Raw genomic sequence first — 21,865 nt, forward strand, 5'->3', positions numbered from 1 at the left:
TACTACTCGAATTCCGAATTCAGGTCAGCCCGCCGTGCGCGGAACGGAAAGCCTAGTGCGGCACCGACTCCGAGCACGGTGAGCAAGGTCAAGGAGCCGATGATCGCCACCTGTCGTGGGCGTGGATCCGGTTCGGCGGGTGCCGCTGGCGCCGCGATCGGGTGACCGCTGTCCGCGCCGGTGCTCACCGGATCGGTGGGCAGCGGTGCGGTGAGCGCGGCCAGCGGATCGATCAGGCCCGCGCCGATCGCGTCGTCGCGGCCACGGCCCGGCGCGTGTGCGGTGCGGGTGATCCGGTCGATCACCTGCTGGGCATTGAGCTCGGGGAACTCGGCGCGCACCAGCGCGGCCAGACCCGCCACATACGGTGCGGCGAAACTGGTTCCGTCGACCGGTTGCACGCCCTGCGCGGTCTGCACGCCGTCGACCAGTCCGCTCCCGCCCGGCTTGCTGTCGAGCGAGACGATATTGCGCCCGATCGCGGCCACCCCGATCCACGGCCCGCGCAACGACAGCGCCGACGGTGCGCCGTTGGCGTCCACCGAGGCCACCGACAGCACGTACGGGGTGAACCACGCCGGAGTCGGGACGGTCGCCACCGCACCCCACCCGGAACCCTCGTTCTGGGTCTGGCACGCGCCACCCTGCTCGACATTGCCCGCGGCGGCGACCACCACCACATTGCGTTCGTAGGCGTACTTCACCGCGGCGCCGAGCGCGCTGTCGGCGGTGTCCGAACCGGCGGTGGTGCAGGCGACTTCGGAGATGTTGATGACCGTGGCACCCATGTCGACCGCGCGCACCACGGCCGCGGCGAGGGTGAGCACGCTGCCGTAACCGTCGCTGCGCAGCTCGCCAACGGGCTTCTCCGCGCCCTTACGGTCCTTCGGTTCGTAGGCGAGGCTGAGCTGGCGGATCGAGAGGATCTCGGCCTCCGGCGCCACCCCGACGAAGGCATCGTCGGGCGACGGCCTGGCGGCGATGATGCCTGCCACCAGGGTGCCGTGCCCGTCACAGTCGACGGTGCCGTCGGTGTCGCTGACGTAATCACCGCCCGGCTGCAGATCGGGCAGGCGATGGTGGCGGTTCACGCCGGTGTCGATGACGGCGACCTTCTGCCCCGCACCGCGATTGAACTGCCACGCCGAGGGCAGATCGAGCACCTGCTGGGCCATCGGCGGCTCGCTCGGCGCGCTCCCGCGCAACACCGGCTCGGCGCACAGCTCTCGCTGCTCGGTGGGTTCCAACGGGGCCGGTCGGGTGCTGAGCACCACTGCCGCCTCGAGCGCACCCGAGTCCACCTTGGGTGGGGCGATCGCGACCGCGGGCACGGGCACCCCCGCCACGGCCGCGAGGATCGCCGCCGCGCAGGCCGATCGGATCACGGTGTGCCGCCGGGATATCCGGCTCATATGTTGCGAGCGGTCGCGTACACGTCCATTACCCACAGCGCCAGCGGGATCAGGGCGATGATCAGCAGGTACTCGAAGATCTCGACCATCCGCCTCGTCACCGGTGTCACCTCGACGTGCGGGCCGACCACCCCGAAACCGACCACCCCGAGCGCGATCACCAACAGCATCGCGATCGCACCGAATTCGAGCGATCCGTGCCCGAGACCCAATCCGAGGACCACGGTGATCAGCGTCAGCGCACCGCCTGCGATCAGGGTCGCGGCCTGTCCGAGATCGGCGTACGAGCGCCCGCGCAGGCACAGGATGATCGCCGTGACCACCGCCAGCGCGACCCCGCCCGAATGGATCGGGCCGAACGGGTTCGCCGCACCGAATGCCCCGAGGCCGGCGGTCACCGCGCAGGCGGCGACCAGGCCGGTCTGGATCTGGTTCGCCACCCGCGCCCGTTCACCGAGGCCGGCGGCCGAGGGCAGGGCGATCGCACCGATCGCACCGATCCCCTCGATGGTCGGACGCTGTTCGTGGTCGGCCGGGTCGATCGCACCGCCCGCGGTGGGCACCGGTGGAATGGGCAGGCGCGCGGTCACCGCCGCCAAGCGCGGCACCGAGGACAACAGTATGATCCCGATGACCAGCACCCCGGCGAACAGCTTCGGCAGCGCGGGCTCCCAGATCAGCGACACCGTCGCCGATCCGGCCGCGATCACGCTCATCGCGATCGCCCCGGCGAACAACCCGGCCCCGATCCCGGTGAGCCGAAAGCCCGCGATCGCGGCGACGAGCACCACCACGCTGCCGAGCAGCACATGCGCGGCACCGAGCGAGCCGGGCACCAGCAAGGCGCCGCCCCCGAACAACAGCAGCAGCGCGTCGAGCGACAACCAGTTCCCGGTGATCTGGTCGAGGTATTTGCGGGCCGCGATCGCCGCCGCGGCCGAACAGACGATCCCGGTTCCGAGCAGTACGAACGCGGGGGCGAGCGGGTCACCCGTCGCGCGCGAGACAACGAGCAGCGCGAGCGCGGCGACGATGGCGACGGTGGCGAGCACCAGGCCGGTCCAGCGCGCGGCGGAACCCGACCAACCGCGGAACTCACCTGCGGTGAGCCGGGATACGGCGTCGATCACATCGTCGAACAGCGCGGGCGATTCCTTGCGCGTCACCGGGCTCAGTACCAGCAACTCGCCGTCGTAGACCTCGGCCTCGGTGAGCGTGCGGCTCGGCGCGAGCGGATCCTGTCCGAGCCGGGCCAGCGTCCAGTGCTGGGCCCGCACCGGCGTCGAATCCTCGTCGCCGTCGGGCAGTCGCGGAGCACGCGAGCGGATCAGCGAGACCAGATCGCCGATGAAGCCGGCGATCGGCACGGTGGCGGGCAGTCCGATGTCGAGCTGCGTATCCCCCCCGATCACCGAAACACGGCATAGTTCGGGTTCATTGCCTAACAACGTCGACACCAGTGATGAACTCTCAGTCGTAGCTGACTACTTCCGTTGCAACCACCCGGCAGCGTTACCTAATCTAACGGACAGGGCAAGCCGGCGCGATCGAAGCTTCGTCGCCAGGGTTGAACGTAATGCACACACCAGACGAAGATTTCGGGGTTCGCACCATATGCCAGACATTCGCCAAGCCCAGCGTGCCTTCGACGCAGGTGTTCTGTCGCTCGGCCTGTCCATCGACGGCCAGGAGTCCGCGCGCGACAGCGAGTACGCCAAACTCGCCTTTCAACGCGCCACCGAATGGGATCCGTCGATGTGCGACGCGTGGCTCGGCCGCGCGGCCGCTGGCGAGGTAACCAACGAGGTGCTGTTCAATCTGCACCGGACCAGCCTGGACTCGCTCGGGCGTGAACAGCGCAGGCTCGGCCTCGCCCCGCGTGCGATGGCGGGCCGGTTCCTGCCCGGTCTCTACATCGACTACCCGCTCGCCGGGCTCACCGAGATCTGGTTGGCCTGGGCCGCGCGCCAGATCGAGGACAAGAACTACGAGCAGGCCGAGCAGCTGCTCGACGAGCTCGCCGCCCTGCGCAGGGCCCGATCCGAGGACCCGGACAAGGAGATCGACGACCGGATCAGCACCTACATTCGCGGTGTCCTGCACTACAACACGCAGCGCTGGTCGGACGTGATGACGGTGCTGGCGGGCTCCGCCGAGTGGAAGGATCCGTTCCTGGCGACCGGCGCCCACGTGATGGTGGGCACAGCCTGCGCTCAGCTCGGCCTGTTCGGCGAGGCGATCCGGCGGATGGAAGCCGCTGAGGCAGGACCGATTCCGTCGGCGCGGTTCACCGCCATGTACAACCGCGGGCTGTGCCTGCGCGAGGCGGGCAACGAGGGCGAGGCCCAGGCGCTGTTCGAGCAGGTCTACTCCCAGCTGCCCGATTTCACCGCCAATACGACAGCGATGCGCGACCGCACTTTCCGAATCCTGGTCACCAGCCGCGAATCCATCGACGCCAGAACGAACAAGTGGGATCCGGCCTCGGCGCCCACGATGGCGCAGATGGACGAGGCCGATGCCGAGGATCGCGCCAAGACCGTGCTCGCGGCGGCCCGCGCCGAACTCGACAAACAGGTCGGCCTCACCTCGGTGAAGACCCAGGTCGCCAAGCTGCAGTCCTCGGCGCAGCTGGCCAAGATCCGCGCCGAGAAGGGGCTGTCGAGCCAATCACGCGGCCAGCACCTGGCTTTCACCGGACCGCCGGGAACGGGCAAGACCACCATCGCCAGGGTGGTCGCCAAGATCTACTGCGGGGTCGGGCTGCTCAAGACCGACAAGGTGGTCGAAGCCAAGCGGGTCGACTTCGTCAGTCAGAACCTCGGTGGCACCGCGATCAAATCCGAGAAGCTGATCGACAGCGCGATGGACGGCGTGCTGTTCATCGACGAGGCCTACACCCTGATCCAGACCGGCCTGTCCGGCGGTGACGCGTTCGGTCGCGAAGCCGTCGACACCTTGCTGGCGAGGATGGAGAACGACCGCGATCGCCTCGTGGTCATCATCGCGGGCTACGACGGCGAGATCGATCGACTGCTCACCGCCAATGACGGTCTGGCATCACGCTTTTCCAAGCGGCTGCAGTTCCCGTCGTACACCCCCGAGGAGCTCGGGCAGATCGGCGAGATCATCGCGGGCAGCCGCGATTCCCAGCTCTCCGAGGCGGCGGTGGCCGCACTGATCGAATCGTGCACCTACCTGTACAACCTGGAGAGCACCGATCAGAGTGGGCAGCCGCGGCGCGGTGTCGACCTCGCGGGCAACGGGCGCTTCATCCGCAATGTCATCGAGGCGGCCGAGGAGGAACGCGAGTTCCGGCTGGCCAACGACATCGACGTCGATCTGTCCGAGATCGACGACGACGTGCTGATGCGGGTCGAGGAATCCGACATGCGGACAGCCCTGGAAGCCATCATCGCGACCCTGAACGTGGGTCGCTAGGCGAGCGCTATTTGACGGCGGGCAGCGAATCGAAGCTGGTGAGAGCGTCCTTGGCCGACAGCGTCGGTCCCGGGACCAGCTGACCGACGATCGCCCACGGTGCCAGCCGCGGCTTGTCGCCCAGACCAAGGACGGCGGCGGTCGCGGCATCCGGCACGCCGTAGCGAACCCCGTTGTCGGCCACATAGAACAGGGATTCGCGGCGCTGGCTTCCCGGCTCGGTACCGGTGACCTGGACCAACTCGCCCGAGCCCGGCGACAGGTACACCGCGTCCATGCGGTCGCCGGTGCCGTCGGCGCTCGACAGCACGACCGGTGCCGCCGACCGCGCCAATGGCAGCTCGGCACCGGTCAGCAGCGTGCGGGCGGCCCGCTCGGCCGGGCCGTCCACCGACTTGCCCTGCGCGACAGCGGCACCCGGCGTCTTCGACCAGCTCACACAGGCCACCGGCGCGTCCTCGGCGCTGACCAGGCGCGGCGTGCGTTCGGGGAAATCGTCGATCGGCAGGACGCGCAGCACCGGCATCCCGGCGAGTGCGTCCGGCGCGACGACGGCGATCTCGCGCATGCCGCGTGAGTCGGCGTTGCGCAGCAACTGCGCGGTGAACTCCGAGACCGGCTGGACGCCGTCCGCCAGCACCACGTACAGGACTTCCTGACGGTCGGTGCCGGGCACCGAGATGATCCCGCCCACCGGCACACTCGACAGCTTGCCCGGACCGGGCGAACCCGCCTGCGGAATCGCCGGCACCACCAGCGGTGGCACCTCGGTGGTGGCGCCGAGGAATCCGGTGCCCATCGGTCGCGGCCTCTGGCTCGACAGCCCCAGGGTCCGCGCGATCACCGAATCGTTGGGGTCGATCTCGGCCCTGGTGCCCTGGTAGACCAGGTAGGTCTTGTCGCCGCGCCGCACCAGCAGCGCGTCGTCGGCGCGCGCGGCCCCGATCCGATCGCTCAGTTCCGGCTTGCCGACCAGCACGGTGGTGAGGCCACCCGTCGCTCCCGACGCGCTGCCGCTCGACGAGAGCTTGGTGGTCTCGCACAGTGTCCAGTCCGAACTCGCACCCTGGCCGGAGCCTGGCAGTGCCAGTGGGGCACCCGGGATTCCGAGCATCGGCCCGCGCGGCAAGGCGCCGAGCTTGGCGTCCTTGACCGAGTTCGGGGACTCGGCGGCGCCCGCGATCAACCGGGCCGACGCCAGATTCAGCACCGGGTGCAGGGTTTTCGTGCCGTCCTTGGCTGCCACGACCACATACATCGCGCCGCTCTGCTTGCCCGTGACGATCAGCGAGTCACCGATCGCGCCCTGCGGCTTCAGGAAACCGAGAATGGCGGCACCGGCGACGACGATCAGGCCGAGTACCGCGCCCACCCACATCGACCGGCTCTGCGAACGCATCGGATCGTGCAACATCCGCACGTCACGGCGGATCAGCGCGTGGTCGAGTCTGCGCAGGAGAAACCGATAACCGTTGACCTGGGCCTTGGTTGTCAGCTGTGCCGGCACGCGTTCTCCATTGCTGCGATGATCACGTTCTCGCTCGACACGGTACCGTAATTCCGGAATTGCCTTTCACCATGATTCGACGTATGCCAGCCAGGGACAACGATTTTGAACAATGGGATGAACGCCGGGCAAACCGGTGGCGACAACGTTTACGACACCTTGCGTGATCCGGAATTCTGGCTCTTCCGCATCTTTCCGCTGCGGGCCTGCGTGCCCGTGGCGGTGCTCGCCGCGATCGTGGCCTGGATCGTCCTCGCGACGACCCGATCGGTGCCGGGCGCGATCGGCGCCGCGGTGGCGGTGCTGCTGATCGGGCTGGTCCCGATCCGGCGGCGCACCCCCGCGGTCCGGCTCGGCGGGTGGATCGGTCGCAGGCTGGCAGGCCACACCGACACCATCGACCGCGCGCCCGCCTTCGACGTGCCGCTGGCCGAAGGCGGTGGCTGTGGAATGCGCTGGGACGGCGATCTGCTGCTGACCATGCTGCGCATCGACCCGCCGCCGGACTCCCTGACGCTGCTGCGCAGCGGTTCGCTCAGCGCCGACCAACTGTTGCCGATCACCGAGATCGCGCGCTGTCTGGATCAATTCGATGTTCAGCTCGTGAGCATCGATGTGATCGCGACCGGTGCGCGGACCGCGGGGATCGGCGCGGCGGCGCAGCTCTACGACCGCATCCTCGGTCCGCTGCCCGCCATCGCGCACCGCACCTGCTGGCTGGTGCTGCGCCTTGAACCGGTCGCCAACGCCAACGCGGTCAGCAAGCGCGGTGGTGGCGCCGAGGGCGCGCTGCGCACGATGATCATCGCCACCCGCCGGGTCGCCAATCGCCTCGCCACCCACGGCATCGACGCGGCCGTACTCACCGCCACCGAGATGAACAGCGCGCTGCGCGAGCTCACCCATGGGTTCGATCCGCTGCGGCTCACCGAGTCGGCCCACGGGCTGGCCACCGAACAGCGGAATCGGCCCGAGCGCACCGCGTCGCTGCGTGCGCAGGTCACCGGGCAGCGCGAGCAGCCCGAGCACATCGAGCCGGAGACCGCGCCGCGTCATCTCACGCACTACCAGCTCACCGCGCCGATGATCGCCACCTTCGGCTTCGCCGAGATCTGGTCCACGCCGAGCCTGTCGACCACGGTGACCCTGCGCCTGCACCCGGGTGCGCGGCGCACCGACCGCCGCGACGATAAGGCCGACACGGTGGTGCTCAACGCCGTCGTCCGCTTCGACACCGCCGCACCGCTGGACCACAAGCCGCTGGCCGGACTGCGGGAACTGCCGGGCAGTCAGGGCCGGATCCTGCTGGACACCTTGCCGATCGGCGCCGCCGAGGACCTCGGCGGACGTGACGGTTACCGCGGCACCCTCGTCGCGCTCACCGACATCGCCGTGCCGACCACCGGCTGCGGGCAACTCATCGGCGCCGACGCGACCGGTCAGGGGATCGCCGTGCCGCTGATCGGTGAAGGCACCCGCCACGTCGACGTCATCGGCAATCTCGACCTCGCCCAGCAGGTGATCCTGCGGGCGACCGCGCTCGGCGCACACGCTGTCGTGCACACCGCCCGACCGCAGGCCTGGCAGTCGATGGTCGCCAATCTGGCTATGCCCCAGCTACTCTCGATCGCACCCCGCGCCGCGGGCGCCACGCCGCAACCGCAACTCGGACCGCCCCCGATGCCCGCGGCGCCGTACCCGGCCACCACCGTCCTGGTGTACGACGGCATCGCGCCGACCAGCCACCTCGGTGGCGCCACAGTGGTCGAAGTGCGCACCGCCGAACGCGACCCCGACGACTTCGCCCCGGATGTCACGCTGACCCAGGACCCCCACTCCCCCAACCGGATCACCGTGCGCACCAGCACCGGCACCGCGACCGTCACCATGGTCACGACCCCCGACGAGATGCACTACATCGGCGAATCACTGGCCGCCCGCTGACACGACGAAGGCCGACCGGTGAGACCGGTCGGCCTTCGCGACGAGCGGATCAGAAATCCGCGAAACCGTCGCCGACCTTGCCGTCGGCCTCGAGGGCGCGGTTGAGCGCCGATTCGACCGCTGCGGCCAGGTTGTCGAGCCTTTCGAGGGTGTCCCCCAGCTCGGCCTTCAGGTCACCGTCCGCCTTCTCGAAATTGATGTGCGCGTTCTCACCCTGCAGAGCGGCCTTGAAGTTGGTCGCGGCGGTCTCCAGTTCGGAGATCTGACCGCGCATCTTGCCACCGAACTCCTGCAGGTCGCTGAACAATTCGTTCATCGCCTTGGGATCGTAAAGAATGGTCATGCTCTAGTTCCTTGTCGTATCGATGCCGATGTCGATCGTGAAGAAATGATCAGGTGTGGAGAGTGGTGGCCGGCGCCGCGCCGCCGCCGCCGCCCGAACCGGCGCCGAAACCGGCCTGGTCCATGTTCACGATGGTGCTCTTGCCGGATTCGATGGCGTCGTTGAACCGGTCGAACTTGGTGTTCAGGTCAGCGGCCTCTTTGTTCCAGATCTCGGCGACCTCGACGAACTTGTCGTGCGAGTCACCCTTCCAGCCTCTGACGACGGCCTGAGCGGAGCCGTCGATCTCGTTCACCGAACGACGAAGTGTGCCGATCGCTTCCTGCAGCAACGTCACAACATTGTCTACGCCGCCGGCTTCTACGCCTACTGGTCCCTGAGGGGGCATTGTCGAACCTTTCCTTCTTGATGGGTGACACGGGAGTTGGCTATTCGGAACGCCACCCCCCACCGGGAAGCCCCTCGAGGAGCGCACCGATCGCCTGGGTGAGGCGGTGGTCGGTGCCCGGCGTGATGGTGGACCACATCTGGCCGTCGGGCGCCGTCATCGGCGCCACGACGATCCGGCCGCGCGCGGTGTCGTACACCGCGACCGCGCCAGGAGCCTGGGTGGTCAGCCCGTCGTGGTGGACGGAGGCTGTGATCTCGGTGTACCCGCGGCAGGAGCCGAAGGCCGCGCCGAGCACTGTCGCCTCGTGCGCGTCGATACCGAGCGCGTACATCGCGTCCACGTAGTCGGAGGTGGTATCGGCGGCGTCGAGGCGCCGCGACAGGTCGTCGGCCGCGACGCTGACCGTGGAGATCTCGGCCTGCGGGCAGGCAGGCAGCGCGGCGAGCAGCAACCGGGTGAGTTCGCGGTCGGATCCGTCGATTCCCGGCGCCACGACCTCGAACGAGGATCCGGTTCGCGAGGCGACGGCATGCTGGGAACCGCGGCGCGCCAGACAGATTCGACGTTTGCCGTCCTCGCCGTAACAGCGCGCGACCAGTTCCGCGTCGGGGGCGGCGAGGGTGAACATGGCCTCGGCCAGGCCCGGTTCGACATCGCCGTAGCTGTCGAAGACGCCACCCGCGGTGAGTTCGGCGACGGCACCGTCGCGCGCGGCCTGCCAGGCCTCGATCGTGTCCTGCTGCGGCCCGACGGCGAGCACCAGCGGCAAGGTCTGCACGCCGAGGCGTTCGGCGACCGCGAGCAGCGAATCGTTGGTCAGTGTTGTCATCCCGCACCGCCGGCCTGCGCGGATCCGGACTGCGGCGCCGAGCGCTCGGCGACACCGAGAACAGCGGGGGCAGCCTGGATTTCGCCCTCTGCCACCAGTTGGTCGGCTTCCTCGTAGGCCAGGCCCGCACGGGGGAAGCGCGCCGCATCCTGCCCGCCCGCGGCGGTCGCCATCGGGCCGGGCGCGATGGGTGTGGTGTGTCCGGCCGGGGTAGCCACCGGCGCCGGCTGCGCGGCCGGTGCGACAGCTGCCGCGGTCTGCGCGAACACCGGTGCACGATAGGCGGTTTGGACCGGTGCGGGCATGGCGGGCAGGCCGCCGAGTCCCAGCATGCCCATCCCCGGCAGCGCCGACGCCGTCGCCGCCGATGCGGCCTGTCCACCTGTTTGCTCCGCCGCCAGCGCGGTCTCGGGCACGATCGGCGGTGGCGGCACATGCAGCCACGGCGTGGCCAGCGGCTCGGTGGCCGCCTCGTAGCTGCGCATCACCCGGGAGGCAACGGCTTTGGCCACATCGGCTTCGGCGTCGTTGTGCGCGGCGACGGCTTTGATCGGCGCGCCGAGCACGGCGCCGATCGCTTCCAGTGCCTTCTGCATCTCGGCGATCGCGGCGATATCGGCGGTATTGGGCATCGCCAGCGCCGCCACTTCGTAGGCCAGCACCTGCGCGTGCATCCTGGCCGCGTTGGCGGTGGCGGCGGCGGCTGTCTCGACCAGCCAGTCGCGCAACGTGGAAACCCGTTGCCACACTTCATCACTGCGCCCGGACTGCCAGGCACCGCGAAGTGTCGCCAGCACCTGCTCGTAGTCGAGCACGGCCGCGCCGAAGGCCGCGGCCAGCCGCGTCCAGGCGGCGGCCGCGTCGACCATCGGCATCGGTCCGGAACCGGTGGTGAGTTCGGTGGCCAGCCGTTGCGGCTCGCGCGCCTCCCACACCACACCGGTGAATCCCGGCTGTGGTGGTTCGATCATCAGCCGCCGAAGCCGGTGGTGTTGTCGGATTCCATCCGATCGAACTCGGCGACCTGCGAGCGCAGCGTGGCGGCGAACTTGCTCATCTCGCGCGCACCAGACTGGGCTCCGGTCAGATAGTCGTCGGCGACACCATTGGCGGTGACCGCGGCGCGCGCGGACACCTCGTCGGCACCCGCGGGTGCGACATGCAGCGCGGGTGCGACCGCGGTCAGCTCGGTGGAGAGCCGATCGACGATGGCGTCGAGCGCCGACGCGGCCTTACCTGCTGCGGCGGAATCGAATTCGAAGGTGTTGGTCATGGCCACTCCTGTCGTCACAGTTCGAGTTCTTTGTCCGGTGGTGCTTCGGTGGTCACGGTCTCGGCACCGCCGACCACCGGCATCGAGACTCCGTCGATCGCGCCGACGACCTCGTCACCGTGCTGGCCGGTGACGAGCTGGGTGTGCACGGCGTCGTTGCCGCCCCCTTCGGCTGCCCGCGCCATCGGCATGCCCGCGCCCGCCGCGCCGCCGCCCATCGGCATGTAGCCGGGAGCCGACGAACTGGTCGCGGTCGTGGCGTTGCCGCCCACCGCGCCGGTGCCTGCCCCGAGGCCACCGACACCCATGGTGGAAAGGCCACTGCCGCGACCGCCCTGCCAGGGACTCAGCGGCGTGGCCGCGGCAGCCGCGCCGCCGATGCCACCGCCGATCATGCCGCCGCCACCGCCGCCGAACCCGCCGGCGGTCGCGGCCGATTCCTCGGCGGCTATCGCGTCGCCCGTGGTCCCGGAATCGGTTTTCGCCGTGTTCGCGGTGGACGCCGACAACGAGTTCACCTGCTCGGCCAGCGTTCCGAACGACGAGGCCGCGGTGGTGGCGGTACTGATCAACGGCGTGATCATGCTCATCAACTGGGACAACGATTCCGACGAGTCGACGCCGGTCGGCGCGTTGGTGATCTCGACCTTCTCGCCCGCCTGCGTCATCTGCGCGCTGTGCCCGAGCAGCTGCACTTTGGTTTCCGCGGTGATCGCGAGCGCCTCGGTCATCGCCTCGACCGTCGCCGCGACCAGCACACCCTGCCCGACCGGGGTCAGCGCGTAGAGCGGCGCCAGCGCCACGGTGGCCGAATAGCGCGCGATCACCGCGGCCAACTGGGTCGCACCGGTCGCCACACTGCCCGCCGCGCCGGTGAGTACCGCCTTCTCCTGCGTACTCTGCGTGGCCAGCTTCGCCCCATCGGCCTGTGCGGCGGTCGCTTTCGTCGTCGCCTCCGACGCCGCCGCGCTCTGCCACAGCGACATCACCGTCTGCAGCGCCGTCGAACCGAGCGAGGTCACCGTGCTCAGCACCGAGTTGATGTTCGACAGCATCTCGGTGGGATCGACGGAGGTGTCGGTACCGGAACTGGTGGCGCCGAGCTGCCCGGTGCCGAACGCCGACGCCAGCTGGGTGAGCGGCTGCATCAGTGCGGTCAGATCGATCGTCGGCAACGGCGGCATCTCCGGCAGCTGCACGAACTGCGGAAGTTGCGGAAGCTGTGGCAGACCCATCGAACTCAGCGCCTGGCTCACCGGCTGGTCGAGCATCGGCGCCAGCGCGCTGCCGCGCATCAGCTCGAGCACCGTCGGATCCGGCGCCGCGCCGCTCGCCGGAACTCCCCCTGGATAGGACATGGCTACTTGCCGACCGCCGCGATACCGAGGCCGGCCGCGGCGTCGGCACCCTCGTAGGTGGTCGCCGCCTGCGACGCGGTGAGAGCCGTGCCCGCGTGTACGCCTGCCAGCTGCGCCACCGAGGTCAGGTGGTTGGCTTGCGCGTACGCGAACGACATCAGGAACTCCTGGCCGATCAGGCCGAACACCGGCACCACCGCGCCGACTGTCGCCGCCTGATCGATGGCGCCCGCTTGGGCGACACCGGCCGCCATGGTGGCCGACGCACCGGCGTAGGCACGAACCGCATCGGGAACTACCGCGACCTGATTCATAGCAATCGTCCAATCTCGAAACAGCCCATGGTGTTTCGTTACTCTATCTACCAGTGGAAGACCAGCGCTACGCGTAGCGCCGGTAAAATTTCGTTTAACCGCAGGTGTTCGCTTCGTTGAACGCCGTGATGGCACCGGCCCGATCGGCGTAGGCGCGCGCGAGGGCCGCGCGCGCGGTGTCGACCAGTACCCGCTCGAAATCCGCCGGGGTGAGTTTGCTGATCGCCGCCGAGAACTCCAGCCCGACCAGTGCGCCGGTGCCGTCGACGGTTACCGTCACCGCGCCGTCGGGTGAGGTCTCCTGGGCCCGAATCCCCTGCGTCGTCTCGCTCAGATCCTGCAACCGGTACAGCTGACCCTGCACCCGCGCGATGAGCTCGTCCATGGTCTCGACCATCGGCGGCTACCTCCTTCTGCTTCGGCGGTGACTCATACCGACCGCAACCAACTGTCGGGCTCGGTGTCGTAGTCCTGCTCCTCGACGATCTCGGCCGCCGCGACCTCGGCCTCGGTCGGGAGCCCGGTGGCGGCGAGCAGACCCGGATCGAACCCGGCCTCCGCCAGCTGATTTCGCCGCGCCAGCCCGGCCCGCTTCGCCGACTTCCGGCACAACCGCAGTACCTCGGCCGCCAAGGCACTCGGGTCGCCGCGCAGCTGATCGGCATCGAGGGTGATCCCCACCGGCAGCCCCTGCTCCGTGGTACGCACCTCGATCCCGCCCGTCAGCGACGCGGCGGTGAACTCGGTCGGAAATTCCCCCATGTGCCCTCCTACGCCCGATCATCCTTGATGGCTCTGACAATTTCGGCGATCTGCGTGTTGATCAGCGAGACCAGCCGCCTGCGATCGGCAGGTACCACCCGCGCGGGCGAACCCGGCACGATCACATACCGCCCGTCGCCGACCACGTCGCGCCACACCAGATACAGCCGGCGGACACCGCGCGGGCCGAATCGCGACCAGCCCTGTTCGATCTCGATCGTCCCGGCGAGGTCGTCGGGTTCGCCCAGAAACCTCGCGCTTTCGGCCGCGCCATCGTCGCCGGTGTCGTGGACGAGGGAGCGACGCATCGAGAAGTCGACATCCGGGGCCGTGGTGTCGATCAGCTCGAACTCACGGAGTCCGCCCGCGGCGGCCTCGGGGAACAGCGACGCCACCACATCGCCGAGAGCCAGCGCGTCATGCCGGGTCACGGTGAAACCGGCGGAGTCGGACATGGTCGCACCGGGTTTCTGGCGCACCACGAACGCGTTGTCGCCCTTGCGGACGGCGAGCACGCGCAGTGACCGCGTCGGATTCTCCGGTTCGCGCCCGTCGATTCCCCGCGCGATCACCCGGATATCGGGACGGGTGAGCGCATCGGTGAGCACCTCGAGCTCCCCGTTCGACCGGCGCCGAAGTGCCTGCCAGGCCTCGTGTTTGACCCGCACGCTCTCGGCGTAGGTCTGCGCCGCGCCACGATAGCTGAGCGGCTCGGGCAGACATCCCTCCTTGAGTTCGTCGTACATCGCGGCGAACTCCACCGGCGTGAACTCCACAACGGCCGTCATTGTTCGATGACCGGTCTCGCCACGATCGGCGCGTCGCCGAGCGCCTCGTCGAGATGATCGACCGAGTCGAGGTAGTCGGCGCGCTTGTGTTCTTTCTGCTGCCCGCCGCCCGCGCCCGCCCCGGCGCCGCCCATCGGCATACCGCCCATCGGCATGCCGGAACCGGCGCCCGCGAGGCCGGCCCGGCTCGCCATGGCATCGAGACCGGCCACGCCGACGCTGGCCCGGGGGAACAGACTCGACGAGTTCTGCAGGCTCGGTCCGGACAGCCCGGCACCCGCACCACCGCCACCCGAGCCACCGCCGCCACCACCGCTCTTGGCCGCCGCGGTCATCTTCTTCGCCTGGTCCTCCAGCGAGGAGCTCAGACCCGCCAAGCCGGGGACCGACGACAGCGCGCTCTGGTCCGCCCCTGCCGCTGCCGAACTCGCCTGCTCCAAGGCAGACTGCGCGGCCGAACTCGCCTGCTCCATACCGGAAGTCAACGCCGAGGCAGCCTGCTCCAGCCCCGAGGACGACGCCGCCGCGGCCTCTTCGGCGGCCTTCGCCGCCTGCTCCGCCGCGGCCCTCGCGGCGGCCTTCGCCGCATCGCTGGCCGCTGCCTTGGCCGCGGTCTGTGCCGCCGTTTGCAACGCGGACATCCCGCTCTGGAATCCGGAGGAGAGGCCGGCGGCGCCCGAGCCACCACCTGATCCCGAACCGCCACCGGATCCCGAACCGCCGCCGGTACCCGTCCCGTCCCCCGCCGGGTTACTGCCCGTCGTCGGCGGGATCGGGTCGGGAAGCAGGGCGATCTTGTTCGCGGTGTGATCGACACCGGGCACATAGGTTGCTTCCAGCGCCGCGGCGTAGCGCGCCTCGTGGGCCAGCTTCTTGCGCGTCTCATAGGCCCGCACCGACTCCGGTGACAGATATTCGACGTCGGTAGAGGCCACGGCCTGCATCGAGAGTCTGGTCGCGTAGATCCACTCGGCGACGAACTGCAGGAGCTCGCCGAGCGAATTCATGCTGTCGACGAGTTGCTGATTTCCCGTGCCGTACGCCGAGATCGCCTTCCGCGCGCGGTCGGCGCCACCACCTTGACCCGGGCTGGTCCAGCTGTTCTCGCTGGCGATCATCTTGTTCGACAGGCCTTCGAACTTTTCGTTCAGTCTGCCCGCCAGGAACGTCCAGCTCGACCCGGCGTTCGCCACCTTGGTTTCCATGTTCGGGCTGGTCATGGACTCGACGATCTTCACGTACTCGTCGTAGTTGAACTGGGTCGGGTCCTCGGATCTGACGATCATCTCGTTGTCGTAGGTGATGCCCTTGGATGGCGTGAGCAAGCTGTCCGGCATTCCACCGTCGGTCTTCTTGAGGATCGAGATGTCTATGCAACGCACGAAGGGCTCGGGGCGGGTGCCGAGGCTCTCGGTCTTGCCCTTGTCCGAATCCATCCGTTGCCGCAGGGCAGCCAGATCCGCTTTGCCGCCCTCGTCGCCGCCCTTGTACGCCTTCCCGGAGGCGAGGAAGGTATCGCCCATGTCGTCGAGGATCTTGCTGTGGTTGTCGAGGATTCCTCGCAGGTCGCGCCCCTTGGCCGAGAACCGGCTCGCCAGCCCCGCCGCGGACGGGATCACCGCGGCGAACGAGGCGAGGTTATCGACCCGGTCCAGCTCAGCTTTCACCGAATTCACCCGAATCCGGACGTCGATCGCCTCGTTGACGAGGCCTTCGATGACCTTCGGTTGCAACTCCAGCGCACCGCTGAGCGACTCAGCACGCAGCCCACTCCACGGATTGGGTGTCTCAGCCATACGGGACTGTCCTCCTCGTCACCGCGCAGGCTGTCCCTGCGACGAGACCTGCCTGCGCGATCGATTCCTTCGGCGTAGCAACGATTCTAATGTCGCGGATGTGAATCCCGCATGTACAGCACGGATCTCACCGGTGGCAGCGCATCGACAATCGGGCTCAGCGGTGGCGCTCGGTCGCCGCACGGAAGGCCGGGTCGCGGCGATCGAAAGATGCTGGGAGATAACCGTTCTCCCGGATATAGTCGAGAAAATCCGCAGGCAGGGCCAGTGCGTGTTCGGCGTAGTACTCGATGAAATCGGTGCGCCAGATCCACACGCCGTCCGAGTGCAGCGAGGGCCCGCCGGGGATCCACCCCTGCCCTGCCAGCAGGTTCGGTACCGCCGACATCACATCGAAGACCCCGGGCGCCGTGCGGAGATAGTCGAGGACGCGGGCGTGCTCGGCGCCTCGATCCGGGATCAGCGCGTCCCGGATCGAGGGCAGCTCGTCGCGTTCGCCGTTGTACATCTCGCGATACATCCCGAGCGGCTTCAGCTCGGTGACCGCACCGGCCTCCAGTCGGTGTTCGACCAACCTGCCGTGTTCGTCCCAGCGCTTGCGCAGGCGCAGCGAGCCGGGACCGGCGTACAGGTCGAGCGTGGCGAGGGTTCCGTCACGACGCCACTGCCGCCATTCACCGACCGGCATCCCCCGCTGCGTCGTACCCGCCGACGCGGGGGAACCGTCCTCGTACCAAGCCTGACTCGGCCCGTCGTCGGCTCCGTCGACGAAATGCCATCGCGCGGCGATCGCGCCGCCCGGATGGAGTTCGACCGCCTCGCCCGTGTACGGCTCGCCCCGATAGCGGGTCGGCTCGTCGCCGGAACTCAGCGCGAACTCCGGATCGTTGACATCGAGCACGGGACCGTCGGTCATCTGCTCGTCTCCTTTCCTGTCGCGCCCGCCATCATGAGTTCGAACAACGCGCTATCGATGTCGAAACCCGCTGCATCGCTGAACAATTCGACGAGTGCGGTGCGGGTGACCTCGCCCTCCTCCGCCGCGGTGACGAACCGGGCGACGGCCTCGAGCCGGTAGCCGGTCGCGCCGACGACATCGGCCACGACATCGATGACGGTCTGCGAGGTCCAGATGGCGGGGACGGCGGGGGCCAGTTCCGCCGATTCGGGCGACTCGGCGCGATGCCACGCACCGTCGTCCCACCAGTAGCAGAACGACAACAGACCGTCGGCCGCGCGGCCGTTGAGCACCGGCTCGGCGACCCAGGACGGCGCACCCGCGTAGAGGTCGGGCAGCGCGGCGTCGTCCTGGTAAGCCGCGCGCAATCGCGGCGCGTTCCACACTCCGCCCGAGAGCACCGCGCGCCCGCCGGGCAACGCGCACAGCGTCGCACCGCTGCGCCGCGCGCCTTCGAATTCGCCCACGCCCGGCGACATCCGTGGGCCCAGCGGCGATCCGACCGCAACGAAGGCCGCGGCCAGCGCGCCCCAGCGCCGGGCGATCAGTGGAAACGCCGGGAAGTCCTGGTCGGGCTCGGAGCGAAGCGCCTGCGTGCCCCGCACGCGGTCGCGACGTGCCTGATCGGCAGCGTGGCGCGGCGAGCGCACCTGCCGACCGCCGTGGCCGAGATAGGCGGCCAACCACACCGGCAGCGACGGACGCGGATAGATCTCGAGGTCGCTGCGATAGGAAGCGGCGTCGAAGAGCTGGCCATCGGGAAACGGGTCGGCGCCGTAGTCGTAGTCGACTTCCATCTTGCCGTCGGCGGTGAGCTCGAGCAGGTATCGCCACCATGGTTCGGGGTCGCGCTGAGCCGACAGCCTGCGGTGTTCACGCACCAGGGCGAGCAGGTCCTCCGCGGGGAACGCCCGGATCGCGCGGCCCCGCTCATCGGCGAACAGCACCGATGCCGATTCGGCGGTCACCGTCATCGCGAACGCCGCGGTGAGCCGGAACCACCCCGGCGGCCCCAGCTCGGCGAGCTCGAGGCCGATCCGGTAACTCAGTGCCGACATCTGCTCCGCTACCGATGCCTCGATGGTCTGCTCAGCCATGCCGCTCCTGGAAACGCCGCTCGAAGGCGTCGATGTAGATCGAGGGCGCCACCGACGACGAAGACCGTTCCAGCACACCGTCATCGGCGACGTAGTAGATGGCCCGGCCGATCGCGATCTCGCCGGGTTCGACCGGCAGGTAGACCATCCAGCCCATCGACAATCGGTCCGCCCGCAGCAGCGCGGATGGGTAGTGGGTGGTGTCGATGTTCGCGGCGAGCAGGTGTTCGCGGACCCGGTCGAGCGCCTCCGCACGTGGCATCGGCGCCACGCCTTCGCTCGTCGTCACGCCGGCGAGGACGAGGTGGAACAGGGCGCCGTCGATATCGAAGAATCCTTCGTCGTCGAAGAGTTCGACCAGCGTGCCCCGGGTGACGAGACCGGCCTCGGCCGCGGTGACCAGGGTCGTGGCGGCGGTGCGCACCTGTTCGCTCGGGTCCTCGTCGATCAGGGCGGCGACCGCGTGTGCGGTGGCCGCCGCCGACCACACGTTCGGCAGTGCGATCGCGATGGTCTCGGCGGCAGGCGATTCGCCCTGATACCAGTGCCCGTCCTCCCACCAGTAGCAGAAGGACAGCAGGCCGGCTGCCGCGCGACGGTCGAGCATCGGGGTGGCCACCCAGGCGGGGGCGCCATCGTACAGCTGGGGCAGCGGCGCGTCCGCGTTGTAGGCGGCGTCCAGCGCGGGCGCGTTCCAGACACCGCCGGAGAGCACGGCTCGACCGTCGAGCTGGACGAGTGAGCTGCCGTGCCGCTCACTGGTGTCGAAGCGGGCGACCGAGGGCTGCCATCGTGGCCCCCAGGTGGTGCCGACCGCGACCGCGACACCGGCCAGTACGCCCCACCTCGCCACGAGCAGCGGCAGCGGTGGGAGCCCGTCCGCTCGGACCGGCGCCGAATCCGCCGCACGGTCGGCGCGCGCCTGGACCGCCGCGGTCGCCGCTGAGCGCAACTGCCGATCGTCGTGGTTCAGGTAGGCCGCCAGCCAGCAGGGCAGGCGGGTGCGGGGGAATGCCGTGAGGTCGGCCTGATAGGCCATCGGCGGGAACAGGTGGTCGACCGGGAACGGGTCGTCGCCGTAGTCGTAGTCGACCTCGATATGGCCCGAGGGGGTCAGGCCAAGGGTCAACCGCCACCACGGTCCGTCACCGAGTTGGGCCGAGCGCTCGCGGTGTGTCCTGATCAGCGCGAGTACCTCGGCGCAGGGGCGCAGTCTGGTCACCCGCTGCTCGTCGTCGGTGTAGACCGCGAGCACGATCTCGGCGGTCACCGTCAGCGCGAAGACCGCGTCGACCCGGCGCCAACCGGTCGGTCCCTGGCTCGCCAGCGCGCGGGCGGCGCGATGCATCAGGTCGCGGGTCTGCTCGCCGATATCGGCGGCGTGGCTGCCGTCGGTCACCGCGGATTTCGCTTCTCGAACTCGACATTGCGATCGTCGGCGGCCAGCCGGGCATTGGTCACCAGATAGAGCACGACCGACACCGGCGACCGCACCACGACCACGGTCCGTGCCGGGCCTGCCCAGCGAATCTGGGGCCACTGCCCCTGAATTCGCGCGGTCGGGTGGCCGAGTACCTCGGTGAGTACGTCGGTGATCTCGTCGAACGTCGTGTGCAGGTCCTCCGCACCGGCCGCGTCCTCTTCGACGAACTCGGTCAGCCGGGTCTCGATGCGCACGGCCTTGCCGTCCTCGCCGTGCACCTTCCCGCTGCCGGCCCCGAGGCCGGTGTCGAGGATGACCCAGTCCGGTCGGCTCACCACCGCGCGCCAGCCGAACTCGGCCAGCAGGTCCGGTACATCGTTGAGCTCCCACGACCAGTCCAGGTCGCGCAGGCGGGTCGCGAGACCGGCCAGCTCGGTGGTCGACGGTTCGTGCTGTTCGGTCACGCCTACACCCCGCCGTCGAGTCTGCGGGCCAGCGCGGCCTGACGCGCCCGCCGGTGCGAGCCGTCGAGTTGCGCGGCGAACTCGGCGCGGGCGGCGGTCACCAGGTCCTCCGGCACATTCGGGTAGACCCTGGAGATCGCCCAGAGCGCGTTCTCGGTCTCGTTGTCCAGGCCGGTTTCGGTGCGCAGACCACCGCCGCCGCACACCGAGGCGAGCATCTGCTCGAAATTGGCCCGCATCTCGTCCTCGGTCGGGTAGTCGGTGCGCATGCTCGCCTGCTCCTAGTCGTCTCGGTCGTCATCGGGGAGCGAAGATTTCGGCTCGATGGGCCGGGTTCGCCAGCACCTGCGCGATATGCGCGCCCAGATCCATCTCGCGCGGCAGCGATCGGTAGAACAACTCGCAGATCACGGTGCCCGCGTGGACCACCGCGAACCGCGTGTGCCTGCGATCGGCCGGGCCGTGCTCGATGCTGACCGGACCGTCGAGGTCGATCATACGATCGCTCACCCGCAGCGCGAGCCTGGCGCCGTCCCGATAGAAGACCACCTGAACACCGCCCACATCACCGTAGACACCACCCACCCCACCGGCGTCCGGCGCGGCGGCCCGCAGCGCGCCGCTGGCCGGGTCGAACTCCGCGCGCACGCCGTAACCGACGAACGGGCGCACGAGGATCTCCCCGCTCAAGGTCCCCGGTGCCTGCCCGTGCCCATTCCGGAACCGGCGTCCGCGCTGGTCGTGTCGCTCCTGCGCGGCGTACCCGCCCAGCGCGGAGGGTGGCATCGGCGAGAACGGCATGGGTGTGCCGGAGTCTGCCGGATATGCCTGCGGCACAACGGGATATGACCCGGTTCCGGGTGAAGTGACGGGGATGCCCATCGGTGGTGTCGGCAGGTCGGGAGTCGACACCGGTGGTTGCGGTAACCACGGCGGAGGCGGGATCGATGGTGGCGAAGGCTCCGTGGGTGACTGCCACGGGGGAACCGGATTCGACGGTGTCGGTTGTTCCGGGGTCGACGGCGGGGTCGGCAGCGCTGGCCAAGGTTCCGTTGGCGTCGGCCACGGCGGTGCCGGATTCGACGGAGCCGGCGATTCCGGGGCCGGCACAGGCATAGGCGACGTGGGCCAAGGGTCGGTAGGCGTCGGCCATGGCGGAACCGGATTCGACGGGTCAGGAGGCCCGGGCATCGACGGCGGCATCGGCCCGGGCTGCGTAGGAGTCGGCGGCGTCGGCCACGACGGCACCGGATTCGACGGGGCCGGCGATTCCGGGGTCGGCACAGGTGTCGGCGACGCGGGCCAAGGTTCGGTAGGCATCGGCCATGGCGGCACCGGGTTCGAGGGATCAGGAGGCCCGGGGATCTGCGGCGGGGTCGGCGCAGGCTGCGCGGGCCAAGGCTGCGTAGGCGTCGGCCACGGCGGCACCGGATTCGACGGGTCAGGAGGCCCGGGGATCTGCGGCGGGGTCGGCGCAGGCTGCGCGGGCCAAGGCTGCGTAGGCGCCGGCCACGGCGGCACCGGATTCGACGGGTCAGGAGGCCCGGGGATCTGCGGCGGGGTCGGCACAGGCGGCACAGGCGGCACAGGCGGCACGGGCGGCACAGGCCAAGGTTCCGTTGGCGTCGGCCACGGCGGAACGGGGTTCGGCGGAACCGTAGGCGGGGTTGGGATCGGCGTCGGCGGGGTCGGCCAAGGTTGCGGAGGTGTCGGCCACGGAGGGACCGGAGGTGGCGTTGGGGTGGGTGTCGGCCATGGAGGAGTC

Annotated in this window: 24 protein-coding genes; 2 read left to right on the forward strand and 22 right to left on the reverse strand. The window is 69.4% G+C overall.

The window, feature by feature from the left end; genetic code table 11:
* Positions 1–2 precede the first annotated feature (2 nt).
* Positions 3–1,412: a type VII secretion-associated serine protease mycosin gene (gene mycP / locus ACFXKN_RS11890; RefSeq protein ID WP_378953996.1), complete on the reverse strand. Its 1,410-nt coding sequence runs from the start codon at positions 1,410–1,412 to the stop codon at positions 3–5.
* Entirely contained in the window at positions 1,409–2,869 is a 1,461-nt protein-coding gene (gene eccD / locus ACFXKN_RS11895; RefSeq protein ID WP_378953991.1) for a type VII secretion integral membrane protein EccD, read from the reverse strand. Before eccD ends, mycP begins: the two co-directional genes overlap by 4 nt.
* A gap of 157 nt (positions 2,870–3,026) precedes the next feature.
* Between eccD and eccA the strand changes: the two genes are divergently transcribed.
* Complete coding sequence (gene eccA / locus ACFXKN_RS11900) at positions 3,027–4,853, forward strand: type VII secretion AAA-ATPase EccA (protein ID WP_378953985.1); 1,827 nt, start codon at positions 3,027–3,029, stop codon at positions 4,851–4,853.
* A 7-nt stretch (positions 4,854–4,860) separates the two neighbouring features.
* On the opposite strand, the gene eccB is transcribed toward eccA, so the two are convergent.
* The gene (gene eccB / locus ACFXKN_RS11905; protein ID WP_378953979.1) at positions 4,861–6,360 is read right to left on the reverse strand and encodes a type VII secretion protein EccB; all 1,500 of its coding nucleotides are present in this window, start codon (positions 6,358–6,360) and stop codon (positions 4,861–4,863) included.
* Positions 6,361–6,477: 117 nt separating this feature from the next.
* Between eccB and eccE the strand changes: the two genes are divergently transcribed.
* Positions 6,478–8,304, forward strand: a complete 1,827-nt coding sequence (gene eccE / locus ACFXKN_RS11910; protein WP_378953971.1) for a type VII secretion protein EccE — start codon at positions 6,478–6,480, stop codon at positions 8,302–8,304.
* A gap of 49 nt (positions 8,305–8,353) precedes the next feature.
* On the opposite strand, the gene ACFXKN_RS11915 is transcribed toward eccE, so the two are convergent.
* The 19 genes from ACFXKN_RS11915 to ACFXKN_RS12005 form a co-directional block, all read right to left on the reverse strand.
* On the reverse strand, positions 8,354–8,647 hold the full coding sequence (locus ACFXKN_RS11915) for a type VII secretion protein EsxR (protein WP_378953967.1): 294 nt from the start codon (positions 8,645–8,647) through the stop codon (positions 8,354–8,356).
* Positions 8,648–8,696: 49 nt separating this feature from the next.
* On the reverse strand, positions 8,697–9,035 hold the full coding sequence (locus ACFXKN_RS11920; RefSeq protein ID WP_379432948.1) for a WXG100 family type VII secretion target: 339 nt from the start codon (positions 9,033–9,035) through the stop codon (positions 8,697–8,699).
* A gap of 40 nt (positions 9,036–9,075) precedes the next feature.
* A complete protein-coding gene (locus ACFXKN_RS11925; RefSeq protein ID WP_378953962.1) occupies positions 9,076–9,867 on the reverse strand; it encodes an ESX secretion-associated protein EspG in 792 nt (263 codons plus the stop codon).
* Positions 9,864–10,838 (reverse strand): PPE domain-containing protein, encoded by a 975-nt coding sequence (locus ACFXKN_RS11930; protein WP_378953954.1) that lies wholly within the window; start codon positions 10,836–10,838, stop codon positions 9,864–9,866. The genes ACFXKN_RS11925 and ACFXKN_RS11930 overlap by 4 nt, the downstream gene beginning before the upstream one ends.
* Complete coding sequence (locus ACFXKN_RS11935) at positions 10,838–11,140, reverse strand: PE family protein (RefSeq protein WP_378953948.1); 303 nt, start codon at positions 11,138–11,140, stop codon at positions 10,838–10,840. The genes ACFXKN_RS11930 and ACFXKN_RS11935 overlap by 1 nt, the downstream gene beginning before the upstream one ends.
* Before the next feature lie 14 nt (positions 11,141–11,154).
* Positions 11,155–12,498: a hypothetical protein gene (locus ACFXKN_RS11940; RefSeq protein ID WP_378953943.1), complete on the reverse strand. Its 1,344-nt coding sequence runs from the start codon at positions 12,496–12,498 to the stop codon at positions 11,155–11,157.
* A gap of 2 nt (positions 12,499–12,500) precedes the next feature.
* A complete protein-coding gene (locus tag ACFXKN_RS11945; RefSeq protein ID WP_378953937.1) occupies positions 12,501–12,812 on the reverse strand; it encodes a type VII secretion target in 312 nt (103 codons plus the stop codon).
* Positions 12,813–12,906: 94 nt separating this feature from the next.
* Entirely contained in the window at positions 12,907–13,209 is a 303-nt protein-coding gene (locus ACFXKN_RS11950) for a YbaB/EbfC family nucleoid-associated protein (RefSeq protein WP_378953931.1), read from the reverse strand.
* Between the two features lie 32 nt (positions 13,210–13,241).
* Positions 13,242–13,574 (reverse strand): hypothetical protein, encoded by a 333-nt coding sequence (locus ACFXKN_RS11955; RefSeq protein ID WP_266296720.1) that lies wholly within the window; start codon positions 13,572–13,574, stop codon positions 13,242–13,244.
* Positions 13,575–13,582: 8 nt separating this feature from the next.
* Complete coding sequence (locus ACFXKN_RS11960; RefSeq protein ID WP_379432949.1) at positions 13,583–14,362, reverse strand: ESX secretion-associated protein EspG; 780 nt, start codon at positions 14,360–14,362, stop codon at positions 13,583–13,585.
* Positions 14,359–16,158: a hypothetical protein gene (locus ACFXKN_RS11965; protein WP_379432950.1), complete on the reverse strand. Its 1,800-nt coding sequence runs from the start codon at positions 16,156–16,158 to the stop codon at positions 14,359–14,361. The genes ACFXKN_RS11960 and ACFXKN_RS11965 overlap by 4 nt, the downstream gene beginning before the upstream one ends.
* Before the next feature lie 157 nt (positions 16,159–16,315).
* Positions 16,316–17,074 carry a toxin-antitoxin system YwqK family antitoxin gene (locus ACFXKN_RS11970; protein WP_379432951.1) on the reverse strand — a complete coding sequence of 253 codons (759 nt, stop codon included), beginning with the start codon at positions 17,072–17,074 and terminating at the stop codon, positions 16,316–16,318.
* Complete coding sequence (locus tag ACFXKN_RS11975; RefSeq protein ID WP_379432952.1) at positions 17,071–18,213, reverse strand: hypothetical protein; 1,143 nt, start codon at positions 18,211–18,213, stop codon at positions 17,071–17,073. The genes ACFXKN_RS11970 and ACFXKN_RS11975 overlap by 4 nt, the downstream gene beginning before the upstream one ends.
* Positions 18,206–19,612: a hypothetical protein gene (locus ACFXKN_RS11980; protein ID WP_379432953.1), complete on the reverse strand. Its 1,407-nt coding sequence runs from the start codon at positions 19,610–19,612 to the stop codon at positions 18,206–18,208. The genes ACFXKN_RS11975 and ACFXKN_RS11980 overlap by 8 nt, the downstream gene beginning before the upstream one ends.
* A complete protein-coding gene (locus ACFXKN_RS11985) occupies positions 19,609–20,100 on the reverse strand; it encodes a DUF6301 family protein (RefSeq protein ID WP_379432954.1) in 492 nt (163 codons plus the stop codon). Before ACFXKN_RS11985 ends, ACFXKN_RS11980 begins: the two co-directional genes overlap by 4 nt.
* A gap of 2 nt (positions 20,101–20,102) precedes the next feature.
* Positions 20,103–20,369, reverse strand: a complete 267-nt coding sequence (locus ACFXKN_RS11990; RefSeq protein ID WP_378953897.1) for a hypothetical protein — start codon at positions 20,367–20,369, stop codon at positions 20,103–20,105.
* Positions 20,370–20,397: 28 nt separating this feature from the next.
* Positions 20,398–21,012: a hypothetical protein gene (locus tag ACFXKN_RS11995; RefSeq protein ID WP_379432955.1), complete on the reverse strand. Its 615-nt coding sequence runs from the start codon at positions 21,010–21,012 to the stop codon at positions 20,398–20,400.
* 262 nt (positions 21,013–21,274) lie between these two features.
* A complete protein-coding gene (locus tag ACFXKN_RS12000; RefSeq protein WP_379432956.1) occupies positions 21,275–21,427 on the reverse strand; it encodes a hypothetical protein in 153 nt (50 codons plus the stop codon).
* A gap of 207 nt (positions 21,428–21,634) precedes the next feature.
* Positions 21,635–21,865 (reverse strand): hypothetical protein (locus tag ACFXKN_RS12005; RefSeq protein ID WP_379432957.1); only part of this gene is annotated, 231 nt, incomplete at its 5' end.

The organism is Nocardia sp. NPDC059195 (assembly GCF_042754695.1).
Lineage (GTDB): Bacteria > Actinomycetota > Actinomycetes > Mycobacteriales > Mycobacteriaceae > Nocardia.

Bases quoted from the DNA above. Each gene is read 5' to 3' on its own strand.
- mycP (WP_378953996.1), bottom strand. From the start codon at position 1,412: ATGAGCCGGATATCCCGGCGGCACACCGTGATCCGATCGGCCTGCGCG.
- eccA (WP_378953985.1), top strand. From the start codon at position 3,027: ATGCCAGACATTCGCCAAGCCCAGCGTGCCTTCGACGCAGGTGTTCTG.
- eccE (WP_378953971.1), top strand. From the start codon at position 6,478: ATGAACGCCGGGCAAACCGGTGGCGACAACGTTTACGACACCTTGCGT.
- ACFXKN_RS11915 (WP_378953967.1), bottom strand. From the start codon at position 8,647: ATGACCATTCTTTACGATCCCAAGGCGATGAACGAATTGTTCAGCGAC.
- ACFXKN_RS11920 (WP_379432948.1), bottom strand. From the start codon at position 9,035: ATGCCCCCTCAGGGACCAGTAGGCGTAGAAGCCGGCGGCGTAGACAAT.
- ACFXKN_RS11925 (WP_378953962.1), bottom strand. From the start codon at position 9,867: ATGACAACACTGACCAACGATTCGCTGCTCGCGGTCGCCGAACGCCTC.
- ACFXKN_RS11930 (WP_378953954.1), bottom strand. From the start codon at position 10,838: ATGATCGAACCACCACAGCCGGGATTCACCGGTGTGGTGTGGGAGGCG.
- ACFXKN_RS11935 (WP_378953948.1), bottom strand. From the start codon at position 11,140: ATGACCAACACCTTCGAATTCGATTCCGCCGCAGCAGGTAAGGCCGCG.
- ACFXKN_RS11940 (WP_378953943.1), bottom strand. From the start codon at position 12,498: ATGTCCTATCCAGGGGGAGTTCCGGCGAGCGGCGCGGCGCCGGATCCG.
- ACFXKN_RS11945 (WP_378953937.1), bottom strand. From the start codon at position 12,812: ATGAATCAGGTCGCGGTAGTTCCCGATGCGGTTCGTGCCTACGCCGGT.
- ACFXKN_RS11950 (WP_378953931.1), bottom strand. From the start codon at position 13,209: ATGGTCGAGACCATGGACGAGCTCATCGCGCGGGTGCAGGGTCAGCTG.
- ACFXKN_RS11955 (WP_266296720.1), bottom strand. From the start codon at position 13,574: ATGGGGGAATTTCCGACCGAGTTCACCGCCGCGTCGCTGACGGGCGGG.
- ACFXKN_RS11960 (WP_379432949.1), bottom strand. From the start codon at position 14,362: ATGACGGCCGTTGTGGAGTTCACGCCGGTGGAGTTCGCCGCGATGTAC.
- ACFXKN_RS11965 (WP_379432950.1), bottom strand. From the start codon at position 16,158: ATGGCTGAGACACCCAATCCGTGGAGTGGGCTGCGTGCTGAGTCGCTC.
- ACFXKN_RS11970 (WP_379432951.1), bottom strand. From the start codon at position 17,074: ATGACCGACGGTCCCGTGCTCGATGTCAACGATCCGGAGTTCGCGCTG.
- ACFXKN_RS11975 (WP_379432952.1), bottom strand. From the start codon at position 18,213: ATGGCTGAGCAGACCATCGAGGCATCGGTAGCGGAGCAGATGTCGGCA.
- ACFXKN_RS11990 (WP_378953897.1), bottom strand. From the start codon at position 20,369: ATGCGCACCGACTACCCGACCGAGGACGAGATGCGGGCCAATTTCGAG.
- ACFXKN_RS12000 (WP_379432956.1), bottom strand. From the start codon at position 21,427: ATGGCCGATGCCTACCGAACCTTGGCCCGCGTCGCCGACACCTGTGCC.